Below are 19,158 nucleotides of genomic sequence, written 5' to 3'. Positions count from 1 at the left end.
CAAAGAAGTCGGGTTGACCGTATGCATATTTGTATGTACTATTTAACACATGAAAATCGAGTTCGACCAGAGGAAAGTTGTGTCCAACCCGATCAATCATGAGGGGGTGACATTCGACGAGGCCAAGTCTGTATTGCTCGATCCTTACGTCCTCACGAAAGAAGACCGGGACGCACAGGGAGAGCAGCGCTTCATATCCTTGGGAATGGGAGCGAAAGACAGAATCCTCATTGCGGTATGGACACAACGAGGCGATTCCATCCGCTTGATTTCGACATGGAAGGCAAATCAACGGCAAAGGAAACGATATGAAGAACAGTTCTGACACGATGCATGAGAAGTACTCGGACGTGGATTTTTCTGATGCAAAGCCGGCATCGGACATTCCGGCTCTGGCGAAGCTTCAGGCAGAGTCGGGCGGGAAAACCCGGATTACCATGCGCGTCGATAATGACGTGCTGGCCGTATTCAGAGTCAGGGCGGAAATGACGGGTGGAAATTATCAAACTCTGATTAATGAAGCCTTGAAGCAGGTTGCTGCCGGGCAAACTCTGGCGGATGTCGTGAGAGAAACCATACGGCAGGAACTTAACGTGGCCTAGGCTCCTGGTGTGAGGATCATGGGACGGGTACTGTGGCAGTTCATGCTCATGGTGGGGCGCAAGTTTCAGCGGGACCGCTGCATGCAGTCGGCATCCAGCCTCACCACCACCACGCTCTTCGCGCTCGTGCCGCTGATTACCTTCAGTATCGACATTTATTCCCTTTTCCCCGAGTTTGGGCATTTTGGGAAGGTCATGCGGGGGTTTCTGCTGGCCAATCTGCTGCCTGATGTGGCGGCCCGTTTGGTGACGGTTTATGCGACCCAGTTCACCAGGCATGCTGCCCAATTGACTTACCTGGGACTGGGCATGCTGATGGGGACGGTGTTTTCGCTGATTCTGACGGTGGATCATACTTTCAACGCCATTTGGGGGACAGCGCCCCGTCGTCCTTTGCATACCCGCCTGGCAATTTATGGTGTGTTGATCCTTCTGGGGCCCCTGCTGTTTGGGTTGGGGCTATGGGGAATGACGCTTCTGGTGCAGATGTCCGTCGGTTGGGCAGGGAAGGGCGCACACCTGACTCATCTGGTTCTCAAGTGGCTGTCTTTTCTGGTTATGGCGGCAGGATTGGCACTGGCGTTCTACCAGGTACCCGATCATCCGGTGCGGCGTCGACATGCCCTCTTTGGCGGCGTATTGGGGGCTTTGTTGTTTGAAATAATGAAAAGCAGTTTTACCTGGTTTGTGGCCCACCTCTCCAGTTATACCCTGATCTACGGGGCTTTTGCTGCCCTACCCATTTTTCTGGCGTGGATTCACCTATCCTGGGCCGTGATCCTGTTTTCTGCCGTGCTGACTGCCTGCTTGCCTCATTGGGGTTCGGGATTCTCTGCAAAGGCTGTAGAGAATGGATAAAAATTGATTTAAATCAAAAACAAATCATTGTATCTCCCTTATCTTTCAACCATGCGCCGGACATGCTCAGGGGAGCGGTACCATCAGAGCGCAGACAACGAGACGAGGGGGTTGCGATGAGCGTTACATGGATGGAAATCATTGGAATCGTAGGACCGGCCATTCTCATTTTTATGCTGGACAATTCAGTATGGCATAAATGACCTTTGCCTCCGTACCCCGGTGAGGGGAGCCGAAAGAACACAAAGAGCCGGGAAATCCCGGCTCTTTTGTTTGTTGAAGCGTATCGGAGTTGTGCAACGCGATAAAGTTGCGTCATACTACGGTTATGGGACGATGAATCCTGAATGTTAAACATTTCTTATGATCCAGATAAAAAATACTTAGGGTTTCTTATACTGGATTCGGGATATCATCGACAGAAAACCATAAATCCTCGGGGAAATCCTGTGTTTCTGGGTCTCTCGAGGGCTAAAATAATGCGGCAACGCTTGATTGACGGAGAGAATATACCATGCATCTGGGGCGCAAGACCTTATCCAAGTATTTGATTGAAAATGTCAGCGGAACCAAGGATGGAGCCGATTTGGCCGCCTTGCTGGTGGATGTGGCTGCTGCGGTGAAAGCCATTTCTGCCCTGAGTTCCAAAGGGGCGTTGGGCGGCGCAACAGGCAGCATGGATACCACCAACGTGCAGGGCGAGACCCAGAAAAAACTGGATGTCCTGTCCAATACGGCGTTTGTGAACACCTTCGAATTGGGTGGATTGGTGGCCGGGGTCGCCTCGGAAGAGATGGATGATCCCTTTCCCGTGCGCGCACCGCATAAGCGCGGACCCTTTCTGGCGATTTTCGATCCCCTGGATGGTTCATCCAACATCGACGGCAACGTTTCGGTGGGTTCCATTTTCTCGATTCTCCGTGCCCCTGACGGGAAAGAACCCGAAATGCAGGATTACCTCAAGCCTGGAACCGAACAGGTGGCGGCGGGGTATGCACTGTATGGCCCGGCAACTTTGCTGGTCATCACGGTGGGCAAAGGAACTCATGGCTTTACCCTGGATCGGGAAGTGGGCAATTTCATTCTGACCCATCCAGACATTCAGATTCCGGCGGATACCAACGAATTTGCCATCAATACCTCCAACGAACGTTTCTGGGAACCCCCGGTCATCCGTTACATCAGCGAATGCAAGGCGGGCAAGACGGGCGTGCGCGAGCGTGACTTCAACATGCGCTGGATTGCTTCCATGGTGGCGGAAGTGCACCGTATCCTGATTCGTGGCGGGATATTTCTGTATCCAAAGGACACCAAGGAACCTTTGAAACCGGGTCGTCTGCGTCTCCTGTACGAAGCCAATCCCATGAGCATGATCGTGGAACAGGCGGGGGGGCTTTCCAGCACCGGACGGGAACGCATCATGGAAGTGGTGCCCACCCAGATTCACCAACGCATTGCGGTCATTCTGGGGTCGAGTCACGAGGTGGCACGGGTGATCCAGTATCACCAGGAACACGATGAAGGAAAGGGAGAACCCTTTTCTTCCCCGCTGTTCAGCGAGCGTGGTCTGTTCCGGGCTTGAGAAACTTTACAATATAATTGCACAAGAGGTCATCGATCATGTCCCGCAAACATCCCATCATTGCCGTGACGGGCTCTTCCGGTGCTGGTACCACCACCGTGATGAACAGTTTCAAACATATTTTCCGCCGCGAGAAGGTTACGGCCCAATTGGTGGAAGGCGATTCCTTTCACCGTTACAATCGCGCCGAAATGAAAGCGCAGATGAAAGAACGGGAAGACAAGGGCAATCGTAATTTCAGCCACTTTGGTCCCGAGGCCAATCTTCTCGAAGAGTTGGAGACCCTGTTCAAGACCTATGGTGCCACCGGGTTGGGTAAAGTCCGTAAATATCTGCACGATGCCGGTGAAGCGGCTCCCTACAAGCAGGAACCGGGTACCTTCATCCCCTGGCAGGACGTCGAGCCGGGTACCGATCTGATGTTTTACGAAGGGCTGCATGGGGGCTATGCCGACGACAAGATCAATGTGGCGGCCCAGGTGGATCTGCTGGTGGGCGTGGTGCCCATCATCAATCTGGAGTGGATTCAGAAACTCCATCGTGACCAGAAATTGCGGGGCTATTCTCAGGAAGCCGTCATGGATGTGATCCTGCGCCGCATGCCCGATTACGTCAACCACATCTGTCCCCAGTTTTCGCGCACCCATGTCAACTTTCAGCGTGTGCCCACGGTGGATACCTCCAATCCTTTCATTGCCAATGACATTCCCAGTCCGGATGAAAGCATGGTGGTGATCCGCTTTTCTGATCCCCACGGCATTGATTTTCCTTATCTGCTGTCCATGTTGCACGATGCCATGATGACCCGTCCCAATACGTTGGTGGTTCCTGGTGGCAAAATGGGTCTGGCCATGCAATTGATTTTCACGCCCATGATTCTCAAGATGATCGATTACAAACGTAAGGCTGCCTGCTGATGGCACAGGGAGTTCCCCTTCCGCGACTGATCATGTTCGATCTGGATGGCACCCTGGTAGATACCGCCATGGAGATCGCCCACTCCGTGAATCAGACTTTGGCTGAGGCAGGTTTTGATCCCTTGCCCCCGGAGTTGATTCGGGAGTGGATCGGGAAAGGCACTGCCTGGTTGTTTGCAACCGTGTCGCAACAGGTGACGGGGCAGGACAAAGAACGGGCGTCACAGGTGTATGACCAGTTTTATCCGCACTTTCTGCAGGTCTACCATGATTTGACCGGCCTTCATAGCCGGCCCTACCCTGGGGCACCCGAGGCCTTGGAGATCCTGCGTGCGGCGGGCTGTCAACTGGCTGTCGTAACCAACAAGGATCGGGACTTGTCCCAACGTTTGCTGGACAGTCAGGGGTTGGCCCAGGCCATCGACATTTTGGTGGGGGGGGGAGATACCCCGGAAGGGAAACCCAGCCCCCAGCCGATCCAAAAAGCCCTGGTAGATGCGGGGTTGAGCGCACAGGACGCACTTTTTGTGGGGGACTCCAGCAACGACGTCCAGGCCGCGCGTCGTGCCGGTGTAACAGTCTGGGCGTTCAATCACGGATATAATCACGGAGAACCTATTGTCACGGCCAACCCTGACCGTGTGCTGGACAGTTTTCCGGAACTGCTTCAACAGTTGGGGGTACGTCCTCCACTGGCTTCACCCTCCTTCTAACTCCATCCATATTCCGAGGATACATCATGGCTCTCATTTCCCTGCGTCAGTTGCTCGATCACGCCGCCGAACACGGTTACGGTTTGCCTGCTTTCAACGTGAATAACCTGGAACAGATCCAGGCCATCATGGAAGCCGCTGCAGCCACCAACAGTCCCGTCATCATGCAAGGTTCTGCCGGTGCCCGTAAATATGCCGGTGAACCTTTCCTGCGCAAATTGATTGAAGGCGCCGTGGAAATGTATCCCGATATTCCCGTGTGCATGCATCAGGACCATGGGGCCAGCCCTGTGGTATGCCAACGTTCCATCCGCTCCGGTTTTTCCAGCGTGATGATGGACGGATCCCTGATGGAAGACATGAAGACCCCCTCCAGTTTCGAGTACAACGTCGGCACCACACGCCGCGTGGTGGAAATGGCTCATGCCGTGGGCGTTTCGGTGGAAGGTGAACTGGGTTGTCTGGGTTCCCTGGAATCCGGCATGATGGGGGAAGAGGATGGACACGGTTCCGATGATAAGTTGAGCCATGACCAGTTGTTGACCGACCCCGAACAGGCAGCGGACTTCGTTCGTCAAACGGAAGTGGACGCTCTGGCCATCGCCATCGGAACCAGCCATGGAGCCTACAAATTTACCAAGGCGCCCACAGGTGATACCTTGGCCATTTGGCGCGTGAAGGAAATCCATGCCCGGATTCCCAACACCCATCTGGTCATGCACGGCTCTTCCTCCGTTCCCCAGGACTGGCTCGAGATCATCCGTGCCAACGGTGGAACCATCAAGGAAACCTATGGCGTGCCCGTGGAAGAAATTGTCGAAGCCATCAAGTATGGCGTGCGCAAGGTCAACATCGACACCGATATCCGTTTGGCCATGACCGGAGCCATGCGTCAACTCATGTTCAAGAAGCCCGAAGAATTCGATCCGCGCAAGTTCCTGGCCGAAGCCCGCAAGGCCGCCATGGGCATCTGCAAGGCCCGCTTCGAAGCCTTTGGCAGTGCCGGACAGGCCAGCAAGATCAAGCCGATCTCTCTGGAAGTCATGGGGGATCGTTATGCCAAGGGCGAACTCAAGCCCCAGGTGCGTTAAGACCCCGGCGCGCCAAACCCTTTTTCTATCCTAAACTTATCGACAAGAGATTTCATCATGACGCAAGGTACAACCTCCACGGCAACGATGGCCAATGCCATTCGCGCACTGGCGATGGATGCGGTGCAAAAAGCCAATTCCGGCCACCCCGGTGCGCCCATGGGCATGGCAGAAATGTCCGTGGCCCTATGGGGACAGCATTTGAGACATAATCCCAGCAACCCTCATTGGGCGGACCGTGACCGTTTCGTCTTGTCCAATGGTCATGCTTCCATGCTGCTCTATGCCCTGTTGCACCTCACGGGCTACGATCTGCCCATGGACGAACTCAAGGCTTTTCGCCAATTGCACAGCAAGACCCCTGGACACCCGGAGTATGGCATCACCGTGGGGGTGGAAACCACCACCGGCCCCCTGGGTCAGGGCGTCACCAATGCGGTGGGCTTTGCCTTGGCCGAACGCCTGTTGAGAGAACAGTTCAACAAGCCGGGTCACACCATTGTGGATCATCATACCTACGTATTCATGGGGGATGGCTGTCTGATGGAAGGGATCAGCCATGAAGCCTGCTCGCTGGCAGGGACGTTGGGGCTGAATAAACTCATCGCCTTCTGGGATGATAATGGCATCTCCATCGATGGTCATGTAGAACCCTGGTTTTCGGAAGATGTACCTGGACGATTTGCAGCCTATGGCTGGAACGTGGTTCGGCCCATTGATGGACATGATGTGGAGGCGGTATCGAAGGCCATCGAGTCCGCCAAAACCAGTACCAAGCCCACCCTGATTTGCTGCAAGACCATCATCGGCAAGGGCAGCCCCAACAAGCAGGGGACCCACGATGTGCATGGTGCCGCCTTGGGCAATGAGGAAATCGCTGCGACCAGAAAGATGCTTGGCTGGAATTATGGTCCCTTTGAAATTCCTGCGGAAGTTTATGCGGCGTGGGATGCCAAAGCCCGCGGGCAGGCTCAGGAGGCTGAATGGAACCAGCGTTTTGCGGCCTACCAGGCTGCCTACCCCAGCGAAGCAGCAGAGTTCACGCGCCGCATGAAGGGGGATCTGCCGGCCAACTTCGAACGGGCAGCACTGGAATTCGTGGCCAAGTGTCGGGACAAGGCAGAAAGCATCGCCACTCGCAAGGCCAGCCAGAATACCCTGGAAGCCTTGAGTCCCGCTTTGCCCGAGTTCTTTGGAGGATCGGCGGACTTGACGGGATCCAACCTGACCAACTGGAGTGGCAGCAAGCCGATGAATGCCACCACCCCCGGAAATTACCTGAGTTACGGGGTGCGGGAGTTCGGCATGAGCGCCATCCTCAACGGGGTGGCCCTGCACGGCGGGTTCATCCCCTATGGCGGAACCTTCCTGACCTTCTCGGATTACAGTCGCAATGCCCTGCGCATGGCCTCGCTGATGCGGATTCGCAGCATCTTCGTGTTCACCCACGATTCCATCGGCCTGGGGGAAGATGGTCCGACGCACCAATCCATCGAGCATGTGTCCAGTTTGCGTCTGATCCCGCACATGGATGTCTGGCGTCCCTGTGATACCACGGAAACGGCGGTTTCCTGGGATGCGGCCATCCGTCGCAAGGATGGACCCAGTTCCCTGATTTTTAGCCGTCAAAACCTGCCGTTCCAGACCCGTATGCCTGAGCAGATCATCGAGATCAGCAAGGGGGGCTATGTTCTGAAGGAAGCCGACGGAGCGGCGCAGGCCATTCTCATCGCCACCGGTTCGGAAGTGGGGTTGGCCGTGGAAGCGCAAAAACTTCTGGCAGCAGAAGGCATTGCCGTACGGGTGGTATCCATGCCCTCCACCTCGGTCTTTGACCGGCAGGACGCCGAGTACCACGCCTCCGTTCTGCCCAAACATGTGCCCAAGGTGGCGGTGGAAGCGGGTTGTACGGCGCTGTGGTGGAAGTATGGCTGTAGTGCCGTGGTGGGTATCGATACCTTCGGGGAATCCGCCCCCGCCGGTGCCCTGTTCAAGTACTTTGGTCTGACCGCCGACAAGGTGGCCGCCACGGTCAAGAGCGTTCTCTAAACCAAAACGCACGTCCAAAAAAACGGCCTTCCCTCCCAAGGGGAAGGCCGTTTTTATTGTGCTCTCGGACGGGTTGTTGTAATTAAACAACGCCACGAATTTTTTCTTACCAATTGTTACAAAACTATTTACAGACCCATTAAGCCGGTGTTAATTTTTGACCTGGCGCAAATCGCTCCATTTCGGGGCGTGATGCACCAACTCGGTTCCTACAGAAAAACATAGGGGGTTTCAGAATGAAGGTATCCAACCTGCTTGGAAAGGCAAAGGGCTCAGCCCTGTTGCTGCTGGGCACGGCATCTGTGGTGGTATCCATGGACGCCAATGCCATTCCGGTCTTTGCTCGGCAAACCGGCTTTAAGTGCGTGGCCTGTCACGTTGGGGGCATGTTCCCGCAACTGACTTCACTCGGTCGTATGTTCAAATTGACCGGTTACACCATGGGCAACCGCCCCAATCTGGACGGTCTGGAAGTTCAGAATGACTATCCGCCTGTGGCCATCATGGTGCAGGGTGCGAAGCAGTATTACAACAATACTTCCCATGGCAATAATGGAAATGCGCCTTCATCGGCAGCCGATCTGCAGGTGGTGAGTCTGTTTGCCGGCGGCAAGATCACCGACAACTTCGGGGCCTTCATGCAATGGACGGGGCAGAAATACTCCAACATGCAGGCTGATGGAACCCAGGCGGGTTATGGTGCAGCAGCGATCGACAATACGGAATTCCGTTATGCCGATCGTACGGTCACCCCCAACAGCGATTTGATTTTGGGGGCTTACGTCAACAACCGTGCCATGATGTCTGACGTGTGGAATAACTTTGGCGCTTGGGAATCGCAGTGGATCAATTACTTCGACACAGGCAATGCTCAAGCACCCACCACGTATCTGATGGGAGAAACCTCCCAGCACGCTGCGGTGGGGGTGGGAGGCTATTTCTTCAAGGACAAGACCTGGTACGGTGAACTGGCAGTTTACAAGTCACCCACCCACGGTCCCTTCTCCGTGCTGACTGCAGGCGCAACCTCGGTCGGGAGTAGCGGGGCAACGTCACTGCTCGAGCCTTCTCCTTACTTCCGCTTTGCCTACAACAAGGAATGGGGCGCCAACAGTTTCGAGGCTGGGGTTCACGGGATGATGTCCTATGTTTACGGAACTCCACTCTATGGAGCGCCAACAAATACATTCTCGCAACCCGGAGGACCTGCCAGTGCCTACCATGACGTGGGAGTGGATGCCCAGTATCAGTATGTCCTCGATCCCCATTACTTTGCGGCTCATGCCCGGGTGACACGAGAATTTATGAATAATGCAATGGGTACCCCTAACTATCAGGGGTTTACAGCGACTAATGCGACCGATAACCTGACCGAAACCTATATAGACGCTACCTACGTCTATGAAGCAAAGTACGGGGCTCAGTTGAGTTATGCCGGCGCTTCAGGATCGAATGATGCTGGACTGTATGGTATGGGGGTTAATGGGGTTGGTGCTGCTACGGGGAATCCTAACTGGAAATCTTGGACCCCAAATATTTTCTGGCAGCCCTATCAGAACCTGCGCATCGGGTACATGTACACCTACTATACCGAAATGGGCGGGGTGTCTAGCGGAAGTAATCTTTCCTTTGGTGGTGCCAGGTTCAGTCCAGCGAACTTCAATACCTCCATGCTGTACGTCGGGTTCATTTATTAATAGGGGATGAATATGAAAAATGTTAAGACCATTCTGACCCTTTCCGCCTTGTCACTGGCGCTGGGGGCTTGTTCCACCGGCATCACCAAGAGCCGGAATCTGGGGAACCCGAACGTAACCGGCAATACGCTGGCTCAGCAGGTGTGTTCGGTCTGTCACGGCAACATTGGAAACTCTGTCAACGGTAATTCCGTCAACCCGACCTTCCCGAATCTGGCGGGTCAGCAGAAGGATTACCTGGTTGCTCAAATGACGGCGTTCCATGAAAAGACCCGGAAGGATCCCGCTGCCCAGCAGATGATGTGGGGGATCGCCCGCAACTTTACGCCCAAGCAGATCGATGAGTTGGCCACGTTCTACTCCAACCAGAAACCTCTGCCCAACCCCGCCCACAGCAATGCTGCCTTGATCGCCGAAGGCCAGAAGATTTTCAACGAAGGGTTGCTGGACAAGGGCGTGCCTGCCTGTATGGGCTGTCACGGTTCCAATGGAGAAGGCAATGGGGTGATCCCACGCCTGGCGGGACAACATGCCAACTATGTGTACAAACAGTTGAACGTGTTCGATCGCGATGCCAAGACCTCGGATGGCAAGGAAAATGTGCCGGATTCTGCGCTTGAGCGGCCCACCGGTGGTGTGATGGAAATGGTGGCCAGTGCTCTGACCAAGGAACAAAAACGCGCCATGGCCGCCTACGTGCAGTCACTGCGCTAAAATATCACCGCCCCCGCTTTAATGGGGGCAAAAAGGTTGTATCTTTGCCCCGCTTCGGCGGGGCATTTTTCACTCTGTTTTCCACTTATGCAGGCGAATGTGTGCGCAGCCAGTCCTTCAATGCCGCATCGATGCGTGTCTGCCAGCCATCTCCAGAAGCCCGGAAGGCCTGCACCACATCAGGAGATAGGCGGAGGGTGGTTGACACTTTGGGGGGTGACTTTTGCGGCCCACGCTTACGTAACTTGGTCTGCAAAGTTGCGGGCAGGCTGGAGAAGGGCTTGGCGGTTTTGACGTCCTGCGTCGTCCATTCCGGGTTGTCATGGTCAATCAGTTCAGGATTTGGTTTCTTGTGCATACGTCAGTACCTCACGCTTGTTAGCCTTACGAAAACTGATGATCCGAATGCCTTTGGCAGTTTCGGTGAACACCAGTGAGTGGATGCGGCCATCAAGGTAGCCCAGTGCGCGAAGGCGAATCTCGCCATAGTCGCGCCGGGTGTCTTGCTTAAAGACCGCAGTCTCAAAATCGAAATTCGCTGCCCGTTCAAACGACAGACCTCGGGTATGGATGTTGGTATCGTTTTTATTGGCGTCGAACTCAATGTGCATGAAGCAAATTGTAGTAACACTTTTTTGATTCGTCAATCATTTTTGTGACGACTGATGAAACAACCACAAGTACGGGTTTTTCTTTCAATTGTACAATGGCTCTCGAGGACGACCTTCAGAGGTGAACGATTCGACATTGGGAGAGCGATGAAACGAATTCTGGTGGGGGATATTGGCGGGACCAAAACGCGCCTGGCCTTGGCCGAGGGGGAGGGTACGGTGGTGGTGTTGACAGAGGTACGGACGTACCCCAGTTTGCACTACGCCACTTTGGAACTCGTGCTGGAAGAATACGTCACCCAGGTGGGTTTCCCGGTGGAAGGGATTGCTCTGGGGGTGGCGGGCCCGGTTTCCAGGCAGCGCGCACAGGTGACCAACCTGCCCTGGGTGGTGGAGAGTGCAGCGCTACGCCAACGCTTCGGGGTCCAGTGCATTTTGCTCAATGATCTGGAAGCCGTGGCCTGGGGGTTGCCTGCCTTGAGGGGGGATGAACTTTTTTCCTTGCAGGAAGGGGTGCCCTCTGAGGGGAATCGCGCGGTGATTGCAGCGGGGACGGGGTTGGGTGAGGCAGGCATTCATTGGGATGGAACCCGCTTTCACCCCTTCGCCACGGAGGGAGGACATGCTTCTTTTGCCCCCCGTACGGAGCGGGAAATGGCGCTCTGGCGATTTCTTCAGGCGCGCCATGGCCATGTCAGTTGGGAACGGGTGGTCTCGGGGATGGCCCTGCCTGAGCTTCACGAGTTTTTGCGGGCCCATGAACATTCTTCAATCCCTGCTTGGTTACAGGCGGCTTTGGAGGGAGCCTCCGCAGGCGCGGTATTGGCGCAGGCGGCACTGGAAGCCACGGATCCGCTGTGCGTGGAATTGATGCATTGGTTCGTCCGTTTGTATGGCGCAGAGGCAGGCAATCTGGCGCTCAAAGTGATGAGTCGGGGAGGAGTGTATGTAGGGGGAGGGATTGCCCCCAAAATCTTGCCCCTGCTACGCCAACCCGGTTTTCTGGAGTCTTTCGTGGATAAGGGTCGCATGCGCCCCCTGCTGGAAGCCATGCCGGTACAGGTCATTCTGACGGACCAGGTGGCCCTTTACGGATTGGCGCTGGCGGCCAGAAGTTCGCGCATTTGCTGATGGAATAACCTGCCTCCCCCGTTGGCGGGGTGGCGCACCGGGTGGGCGCTTATCCCAAGGGAAGCCAGGGTTGCCTGACTCTTGCGTCCGATGGCAACGAGGTGGCCTTGAGGGAATAAGGTCAGAAAGGCCCTGAGGGTATCTTTGCCCGACTCCAGTTCCGCATCCGTGGGGGTACGGTTGGTGAGGGGGCTGAGCGGGTGATGGGGATGCCAGGCAAAGGCATTCCACAGGACAAAGTCATGGCTGCGGCCGAGTCCCAGCATCGTGTTCCAGACCATGGTCGCGGTAGGTTCCAGAGCCCCTGCGGGATTTTGTCGGCCATTGGAAAGTAACGTCCCACTGGTACGGAATTTTTTCCCTGAAAAAAAGCGCTGGGTCGGGGCGGCGTTCTGGCTGCCCGCGTCTTCGAGCAAGCGTCGTTCACTGGTCATCGCACAACCGGAAAACTTGGCCCCCTGGTAACCGGGCGCTTCAGCAATCAGGATCCAGTGCGCCCGGTTCCGGCGTTCCTCCAGATAGCGGGTCAGATGGGAGAGGCGGTGCTGCGGTGCCGCCGGACTGGCGTCATTGAGGGGGTCTGTGTCTCGCCAGGGGTTGAAAACAGTGGAGCTGGAGGTTCGTGCGTGCAAAAGGTCGAGAAAAGGGGTCAGGGTCACGTCCGGCCTGGAATGGTTGAGAGAACAGGTTGCTGAAAAAAGAAGTTGGCAGGCGAAGGCATCGATGATTCCCCTGGCGAGGGAGGATTGTCGCACTGCGGCAGGATTTTGGAAAGGGAGTGAAGGGGAGAATTGAGGCAGGAAAGTGCTGTTTTTGTACAGAGACAGAAGGGGTATGTTACAGGTATGCTACAGATTGTGGTTAAACCCCTCAAGTTCGGGTTGGATCATCCGATAGTACGGGTATGGGTGCAGATCAAGGTTCAAATAGGGAATACTCATGAAAAACAATGGCCCCGTGACGCAACGGGAGATCGATTACCCCGCTTCTTATGTGTTTATCACCCGCACGGATCTCAAGGGGATCGTCACTGAGGTCAATGATGCCTTTGTTGAGATATCCGGTTTTACCCGTGCCGAACTGGTGGGCATCAGTCATAATGTGGTGCGTCATCCGGATATGCCGTGCTGGGCTTTCGAGGACTTGTGGAAGACCATCAAGGCCGGTTATCCATGGCGGGGCATCGTCAAGAACCGGGCCAAAAGTGGTGACCACTATTGGGTACGGGCCACCGTGTCCCCGATTTTTCGTCAAGGGCAAGTGGTGGGTTACCTGTCCCTGCGGCGTAAGCCTTCCCGTGAAGAAGTGAGTGCAGCCGAGGCGCTCTATCGTCAGTACCCCGAGCATCCTCCGGCCCAGAGATTTTCATTGCGGCGCTGGTTTGCCCGGCTCCCCATCCGGATCAAGATGCAAGTGGCCGTTCAGCCGGTTCTCCTTGTCTTGCTGACGACGGCCACCGTGGTGGCCTATCAGCAACTGCGTAAAGCCATCATCGACGATGCGGCAGGAAAGGGACACGGAGTGGCGATGCAGGTCATCGACAGTGCCAATATGTTGATGGTCACGGGGGCCATTACCGATCCCCATAACCGCCAGTTGATGATCAAAAAGATCATCGAGGGGCAGCAACTCACGGCCCTGCGACTGGTGCGTACGCCCCAGGTGGTGAACCAGTTTGGCCCTGGATTGCCGGAAGAGCATCTGGATGACCCTTTGATCAAACAGACCATCGAAAATTCCGTCAAGGCGGGCAAGTCGTTGCCCTATGCGGCCATTCGTTGGGTAGATGGGCATCCTCTGATGCGCGTCATTACCCCTTACATCGAAAGCCATAATTTTCATGAAACGGATTGTCTGAATTGTCATGTGGTGGAAGTCGGGTCGTCCAATGGAGCTTCTGATCTGACCATCGACTTGTCAGAAAACTTTCATCGGCTGTATTTGATCACCTTCCTGATGGTGACGACCCAAGTGGTGTTGCAAATCTTGCTCTTCTTTATTTTTGGTTGGGTCGCCCGGCGCTTTGTGTCGGCTCCCCTGAATGAGGTTTCCACCCATCTGGAAGAAATTGTGGATGGCGATTTCAGTCGCATGGTGGATATTTCAGGGCGAGACGAGACCGGTCGATTGCTTTGCGAAATTCAATCCACCAAAGTGTTGATGGGGGCGGTGATCGATCAAATCAGCGCCACGGCGCGCAACATCAGCGGAAGTACGCGCCAGATGAATCAGGCTGTCCAGGTGGCCTCGGAGGTATCTACCCGGCAGTCGGAGGCGGCACAGGCGGCGGCAGCCAGCGTAGAAGAAATGTCCACCAGTATCGATGCCACGGCGGACAATGCGCGCATGGTGGAGAAACTTTCAGCGGGGTCCCTGTCCGGGGCCAAGGACATCGTGGAGCAAGTGGTGGACAATATGGGGTCCATCAGCCATGAGGTGTTACAGGCTTCCGAATCGGTGCGTCAGTTGGGTGAGCGCGCGGGACAGATTACCGAGTTGGTGAACGCCATCAAGGAGATTGCGGACCAGACCAATCTGTTGGCGCTCAATGCAGCCATCGAGGCGGCTCGGGCGGGCGAACAAGGCAGGGGGTTTGCCGTGGTGGCGGATGAGGTCCGCAAGTTGGCGGGGCAGAGCGCCCAGAGTGGGGCTTTGATCGGCAAGGTTTCCAAGGATATTGGCGAAGGAACCAAGGAAGCCATCGCGCGCATCCAGTTGGCGGTGGACAAGGTGCGGTTCGGTGAAAAAATGGCAGAAAAAGCGGGCAGCACCATTGATGATATTGCCCAAAGTTCGGAAAAGATCATGGCTGGGGTCGGGGATATCGTCGCCGCTGTCCAGTCCCAAAGCACAGAGGGGCGGGAAGTGGCTAATCGCATCGAACAGATTGCCCAGGGGGCCGAGCGAAATGCCGTGGTGGTCCAGACCATCGAAGAAGCCGAACGGGTATTGTCCGCATTGGTTCGGGAAATGGATCTGCAAACCCGTACCTTCAAGACTTAACGAGAAAAGGCCAATCGAATCCCTGTCTGAGTCCCATGAAAAAAATGCGAAGTGGAAACTTGTGATCAATATATTCTATTCACGCATTGAAGCGAGATGTGCTACATTGCGAAAATGTATAACGAATTAAATTCTTCTTCAATCGGGGCGGCAAGCCGATTCATTGATGCCAAATTGGCAATGGGGTTCGCCAGTTTTTCACTGAATGAACTGACGGATAAAACAGGACTGTCGGCAATTGCCGCTAAAAATCAGTAGTGCATGGGTATTTGATTGGGCGTCCTATGTCCGTTGAAGCCTTGGAGGAATTTCTGAAAAAGTGAGGGCGGTGGTATAATCGCTCAACCTTTTCTTGCCCTTGCCCATGACAAAATACATATTCGTGACTGGTGGTGTTGTCTCTTCCCTGGGGAAGGGTATTGCCGCTGCATCCCTGGGGGCCATTCTGGAGTCCCGTGGGTTGCGCGTGACATTGCTCAAGTTGGACCCTTACATCAATGTGGATCCGGGGACCATGAGTCCCTTCCAGCATGGGGAGGTTTTTGTCACGGAGGATGGTGCCGAGACCGATTTGGATTTGGGGCATTACGAGCGCTTTGTGCGCACGCGGATGACCAAACGCAATAATTTTACGACGGGTCAGATCTACGACAGCGTGATCCGCAAGGAACGACGGGGGGATTATCTGGGCGGGACGGTTCAGGTCATTCCTCATATCACCGACGAAATCAAGCAGTGCATTCGTCAGGGGGCCGGAGATGCCCAGGTGGCCATCGTGGAAATCGGCGGGACGGTGGGGGATATCGAGTCCCTGCCTTTTCTGGAAGCCATTCGCCAGATGGCGGTGGAAGCCCCCCGTGAGGAATGCTGTTTCATCCACTTAACCCTCTTGCCCTATCTGCCTTCTGCGGGAGAAATCAAAACCAAACCGACCCAACACTCGGTCAAGGAGTTGCGCGAGATCGGTATTCAGCCGGATGTCTTGATCTGTCGGGCGGATCGTCCCGTGCCCGCTGATGAACAGCGCAAAATTGCCCTGTTTACCAATGTACCCGTGGAAGCCGTTATTTCCGCACCGGATGTGGACTGCATCTACCGCATCCCCGGAGGCTTGCACCGTCAGCATCTGGACCGCATTGTGTGTCGCAAACTGGCTCTGGAGGTTCCGGAAGCCGATCTGTCTCCCTGGGATGCTCTGGTGGAGGCTTTGGAACACCCCTTGCACGAGGTGAACATTGCTTTGGTGGGCAAATATGTGGATTTGACCGAATCCTACAAGTCCCTTTCTGAAGCATTGATCCATGCCGGAATTCACCAGCGAACCAAAATCCACATTCACTATGTGGATTCGGAACGGCTGGAAAGCGAAGGTCTGGGCACTTTGGAGGGGATGGATGCAGTATTGGTCCCCGGAGGGTTTGGCAAGCGTGGGGTGGAAGGAAAGATTCGCGCCATTCAGTTTGCCCGTGAAGGCCGCCTGCCTTTTTTGGGAATCTGTTTGGGTATGCAGTTGGCTGTGGTGGAATTTGCCCGGCATTGCGCCCATTTCCAGGAAGCCCACAGCACTGAGTTCATGCCTTTGACCCCGGCCCCCGTGATTGCATTGATCACCGAATTTCGTACTGCAGATGGGCGGGTGGAACAACGTTCCGTTCAGTCCGATCTGGGGGGGACCATGCGGCTGGGGGGGCAGGAATGTTTGCTGGAAGAAGGATCCTTGGTCCGCAGGGTTTACGGAAAGGCACGCATCGTCGAGCGACATCGCCATCGCTATGAGGTCAACAGCCGGTATGTGGAATCTCTGACCCAGGCGGGTTTGCGTTTTTCCGGAAAATCGGGGCAGGAAGGATTGTGCGAAATGATCGAGTTGCCGGGCCACCCCTGGTTCGTGGCTTGCCAGTTTCATCCCGAATTCACCTCCACTCCCCGTGATGGACATCCCTTGTTTACCGCCTTTGTGGCAGCCGCTCTGGTATACCATCAGGCGGTTGCGGAACCCACTGCCCCATGAAAATCGCTCATTTTGAAGCCGGTCTCCCGCATCCGTTGTTTTTGATTGCGGGTCCCTGTGTGATCGAATCCCGTGACCTGGCCTTTGAAGTGGCGGGTCAATTGAAGGAAATCACCCGCTCTCTGGGGATTCCTTTCATTTTCAAGGCCTCTTACGACAAGGCCAACCGGAGTTCAGGACGGTCCTTTCGGGGTCTGGGGCAGTCGGCAGGGCTGGATATCCTGGCGGACATTCGGCGCGATTTGCAGGTTCCTGTTTTGACGGACGTGCATGAACGGGAGGATGTGGCGGCGGTGGCGGCGGTGGTGGATATGTTGCAGACTCCGGCTTTCCTGTGTCGACAAACCGATTTCATCGCGGCGGTGGCTGCGGCAGGCAAGCCGGTGAATATCAAGAAGGGGCAGTTTCTGGCCCCCGCCGATATGAAAAACGTCGTGGACAAGGCGCGTGCCGCCAGTGGACAGGACAATATTCTGGTTTGTGAACGGGGCGTTTCCTTCGGCTATAACAACCTGGTATCCGATATGCGTTCGCTGGCGATCATGCGGGAGACGGGCTGTCCCGTCGTGTTTGATGCCACCCATTCGGTCCAGTTGCCCGGCGGATTGGGGGGAGCCAGCGGCGGTCAGCGGGAATTTGTCCCCGTACTGGCGCGCGCGGCGGTGGCAGCGGGCGTGGCGGGCGTGTTCATGGAAACCCACCCCCGCCCTGAACAGGCCTTATCCGATGGCCCCAATGCCTGGCCTTTGGGGCGGATGCACGAGTTGCTGGAAACTTTGATGGCGCTGGATGCTGTGGTCAAACAGCGCGGGTTGAGTGAACAGACCCTGTCCTCTTGAAAGGGGTTGGGGCTACCGATTAATTTGAGCAGGTCAAGGACGGGAAAGCAGTCATGAGCGCAATCGTAGAAATCAAGGCAAGGGAAATACTGGATTCACGGGGCAACCCCACGGTGGAAGCCGAGGTGATCACGGAGGCAGGGGCGCGGGGTCGAGCCGGCGTGCCTTCGGGGGCCTCCACTGGTAGTCGTGAGGCCATCGAGTTGCGCGATGGAGATGCCGCACGTTATCAGGGCAAAGGGGTTCTGAACGCAGTATCCCACATCACCGGGGAACTCTTCGAAGCCCTGGCGGGTTGGGATGTGACGGATCAAGCAAAAATCGATCAGATCATGATACAACAGGACGGAACCGAGAATAAGGCGCGTCTGGGGGCCAATGCCCTGTTGGCCGTGTCGCTGGCGGTGGCCAAGGCGGCGGCAGAGGAATCGGGGTTGCCCCTCTACCGCTATCTGGGTGGGTCCGCCGCAGTCCAGTTGCCCGTTCCCCAGATGAATGTCATCAACGGGGGTGCCCATGCCAATAATGGTCTGGACATGCAGGAATTCATGATCGTACCCGTGGGTGCGCCGAATTTTAGGGAAGCCCTTCGCTATGGTGCGGAAGTCTTCCATGCCCTGAAAAAACTGATCGATGCTCAGGGGATGCCGACCACGGTGGGAGACGAAGGGGGGTTTGCCCCGCGTCTGCCCAGCAATGAAGCCGGTCTGGGACTGATTATGCAGGCCATTGAAGCGGCAGGCTACCGTCCGGGCGAACAGGTAGCCATTGGGATCGATTGTGCCAGTTCGGAATTTTATCGGGAGGGTCGCTATCATCTCGGGGCGGAAGGAAAAATACTGGAATCCGCTGAATTGGTGGACTATCTGGCGCGGTGGGTGGATAACTATCCCATTGTCACCATCGAAGATGCCATGGCCGAGGGAGATTGGGCCGGTTGGCAATTGTTGACCCAGCGTTTGGGTCGACGCATCCAGTTGGTGGGGGATGATATTTTTGTTACCAACACCAAGATTCTGGCGGAAGGCATTCGACAAGGCATTGCCAACTCGATTTTGATCAAAATCAATCAGATCGGCACTTTGTCGGAAACCTTTGCTGCCATAGAAATGGCCAAAAAAGCAGGGTATTCCAATGTCATTTCTCACCGTTCCGGTGAAACCGAAGACACCGTCATTGCGGATATCGCCGTCGCCAGTTCGGCAGGACAGATCAAGACCGGGTCCCTGTCACGCTCTGATCGTTTGGCCAAATACAACCAATTGCTGCGCATCGAGGAAGCCCTGGGATCGGTGGCCACCTATGGGGGATCCACCGTTTTTGCACGGCGCAGTTAACCA

At 55.5% G+C, this 19,158-nt stretch carries 18 protein-coding genes; 15 read left to right on the top strand and 3 right to left on the bottom strand.

Annotated features, from left to right (window positions below):
* Positions 1–49: 49 nt before the first annotated feature.
* The 10 genes from HO274_RS06185 to HO274_RS06140 all read left to right on the top strand — a co-directional run bounded on the left by HO274_RS06185 (position 50) and on the right by HO274_RS06140 (position 10,223).
* A complete protein-coding gene (locus tag HO274_RS06185; RefSeq protein ID WP_273122185.1) occupies positions 50–325 on the top strand; it encodes a BrnT family toxin in 276 nt (91 codons plus the stop codon).
* The gene (locus tag HO274_RS06180) at positions 309–602 is read left to right on the top strand and encodes a BrnA antitoxin family protein (RefSeq protein ID WP_273122183.1); all 294 of its coding nucleotides are present in this window, start codon (positions 309–311) and stop codon (positions 600–602) included. The genes HO274_RS06185 and HO274_RS06180 overlap by 17 nt, the downstream gene beginning before the upstream one ends.
* Before the next feature lie 18 nt (positions 603–620).
* Entirely contained in the window at positions 621–1,460 is an 840-nt protein-coding gene (locus HO274_RS06175) for a YihY family inner membrane protein (protein ID WP_051862124.1), read from the top strand.
* Between the two features lie 514 nt (positions 1,461–1,974).
* Positions 1,975–3,042, top strand: a complete 1,068-nt coding sequence (locus HO274_RS06170) for a class 1 fructose-bisphosphatase (protein WP_031596622.1) — start codon at positions 1,975–1,977, stop codon at positions 3,040–3,042.
* Between the two features lie 38 nt (positions 3,043–3,080).
* Positions 3,081–3,959 (top strand): phosphoribulokinase, encoded by an 879-nt coding sequence (locus tag HO274_RS06165; RefSeq protein ID WP_031596623.1) that lies wholly within the window; start codon positions 3,081–3,083, stop codon positions 3,957–3,959.
* Positions 3,959–4,672, top strand: a complete 714-nt coding sequence (locus tag HO274_RS06160) for an HAD family hydrolase (RefSeq protein WP_273122179.1) — start codon at positions 3,959–3,961, stop codon at positions 4,670–4,672. The genes HO274_RS06165 and HO274_RS06160 overlap by 1 nt, the downstream gene beginning before the upstream one ends.
* A 26-nt stretch (positions 4,673–4,698) precedes the next feature.
* A complete protein-coding gene (gene fba / locus HO274_RS06155) occupies positions 4,699–5,763 on the top strand; it encodes a class II fructose-bisphosphate aldolase (protein WP_031596625.1) in 1,065 nt (354 codons plus the stop codon).
* A gap of 57 nt (positions 5,764–5,820) precedes the next feature.
* A complete protein-coding gene (gene tkt / locus HO274_RS06150) occupies positions 5,821–7,812 on the top strand; it encodes a transketolase (RefSeq protein WP_420537380.1) in 1,992 nt (663 codons plus the stop codon).
* Between the two features lie 236 nt (positions 7,813–8,048).
* Entirely contained in the window at positions 8,049–9,509 is a 1,461-nt protein-coding gene (locus HO274_RS06145) for a hypothetical protein (protein ID WP_273122177.1), read from the top strand.
* Positions 9,510–9,521: 12 nt separating this feature from the next.
* Entirely contained in the window at positions 9,522–10,223 is a 702-nt protein-coding gene (locus HO274_RS06140) for a c-type cytochrome (protein WP_273122175.1), read from the top strand.
* Positions 10,224–10,308: 85 nt separating this feature from the next.
* Here HO274_RS06140 and HO274_RS06135 read toward each other — a convergent pair whose 3' ends face one another.
* Together HO274_RS06135 and HO274_RS06130 are read right to left on the bottom strand one after the other, a co-directional pair.
* The gene (locus tag HO274_RS06135; protein WP_273122173.1) at positions 10,309–10,581 is read right to left on the bottom strand and encodes a BrnA antitoxin family protein; all 273 of its coding nucleotides are present in this window, start codon (positions 10,579–10,581) and stop codon (positions 10,309–10,311) included.
* Positions 10,559–10,834: a BrnT family toxin gene (locus tag HO274_RS06130; protein ID WP_273122171.1), complete on the bottom strand. Its 276-nt coding sequence runs from the start codon at positions 10,832–10,834 to the stop codon at positions 10,559–10,561. Before HO274_RS06130 ends, HO274_RS06135 begins: the two co-directional genes overlap by 23 nt.
* 147 nt (positions 10,835–10,981) lie before the next feature.
* Between HO274_RS06130 and glk the strand changes: the two genes are divergently transcribed.
* Positions 10,982–11,965: a glucokinase gene (glk, locus tag HO274_RS06125; RefSeq protein ID WP_273122169.1), complete on the top strand. Its 984-nt coding sequence runs from the start codon at positions 10,982–10,984 to the stop codon at positions 11,963–11,965.
* Here glk and HO274_RS06120 read toward each other — a convergent pair.
* Positions 11,923–12,624, bottom strand: coding sequence for a uracil-DNA glycosylase (locus HO274_RS06120; protein WP_273122167.1), 702 nt, complete (start codon positions 12,622–12,624; stop codon positions 11,923–11,925). The genes glk and HO274_RS06120 overlap by 43 nt on opposite strands.
* Before the next feature lie 280 nt (positions 12,625–12,904).
* Between HO274_RS06120 and HO274_RS06115 the strand changes: the two genes are divergently transcribed.
* The 4 genes from HO274_RS06115 to eno all read left to right on the top strand — a co-directional run bounded on the left by HO274_RS06115 (position 12,905) and on the right by eno (position 19,155).
* Complete coding sequence (locus HO274_RS06115; RefSeq protein WP_273122166.1) at positions 12,905–14,968, top strand: methyl-accepting chemotaxis protein; 2,064 nt, start codon at positions 12,905–12,907, stop codon at positions 14,966–14,968.
* Between the two features lie 364 nt (positions 14,969–15,332).
* A complete protein-coding gene (locus HO274_RS06110) occupies positions 15,333–16,979 on the top strand; it encodes a CTP synthase (protein ID WP_031596639.1) in 1,647 nt (548 codons plus the stop codon).
* Positions 16,976–17,818, top strand: a complete 843-nt coding sequence (gene kdsA, locus HO274_RS06105) for a 3-deoxy-8-phosphooctulonate synthase (RefSeq protein WP_031596640.1) — start codon at positions 16,976–16,978, stop codon at positions 17,816–17,818. The genes HO274_RS06110 and kdsA overlap by 4 nt, the downstream gene beginning before the upstream one ends.
* 53 nt (positions 17,819–17,871) lie before the next feature.
* Positions 17,872–19,155 (top strand): phosphopyruvate hydratase, encoded by a 1,284-nt coding sequence (gene eno / locus HO274_RS06100; protein WP_273122163.1) that lies wholly within the window; start codon positions 17,872–17,874, stop codon positions 19,153–19,155.
* Positions 19,156–19,158: the final 3 nt, after the last annotated feature.

This window comes from Ferrovum myxofaciens, from assembly GCF_013181415.1.
GTDB classification, from domain to species: Bacteria; Pseudomonadota; Gammaproteobacteria; order Burkholderiales; family Ferrovaceae; genus Ferrovum; species Ferrovum myxofaciens.
This window is presented reverse-complemented; position numbering and strand designations above follow the sequence as displayed.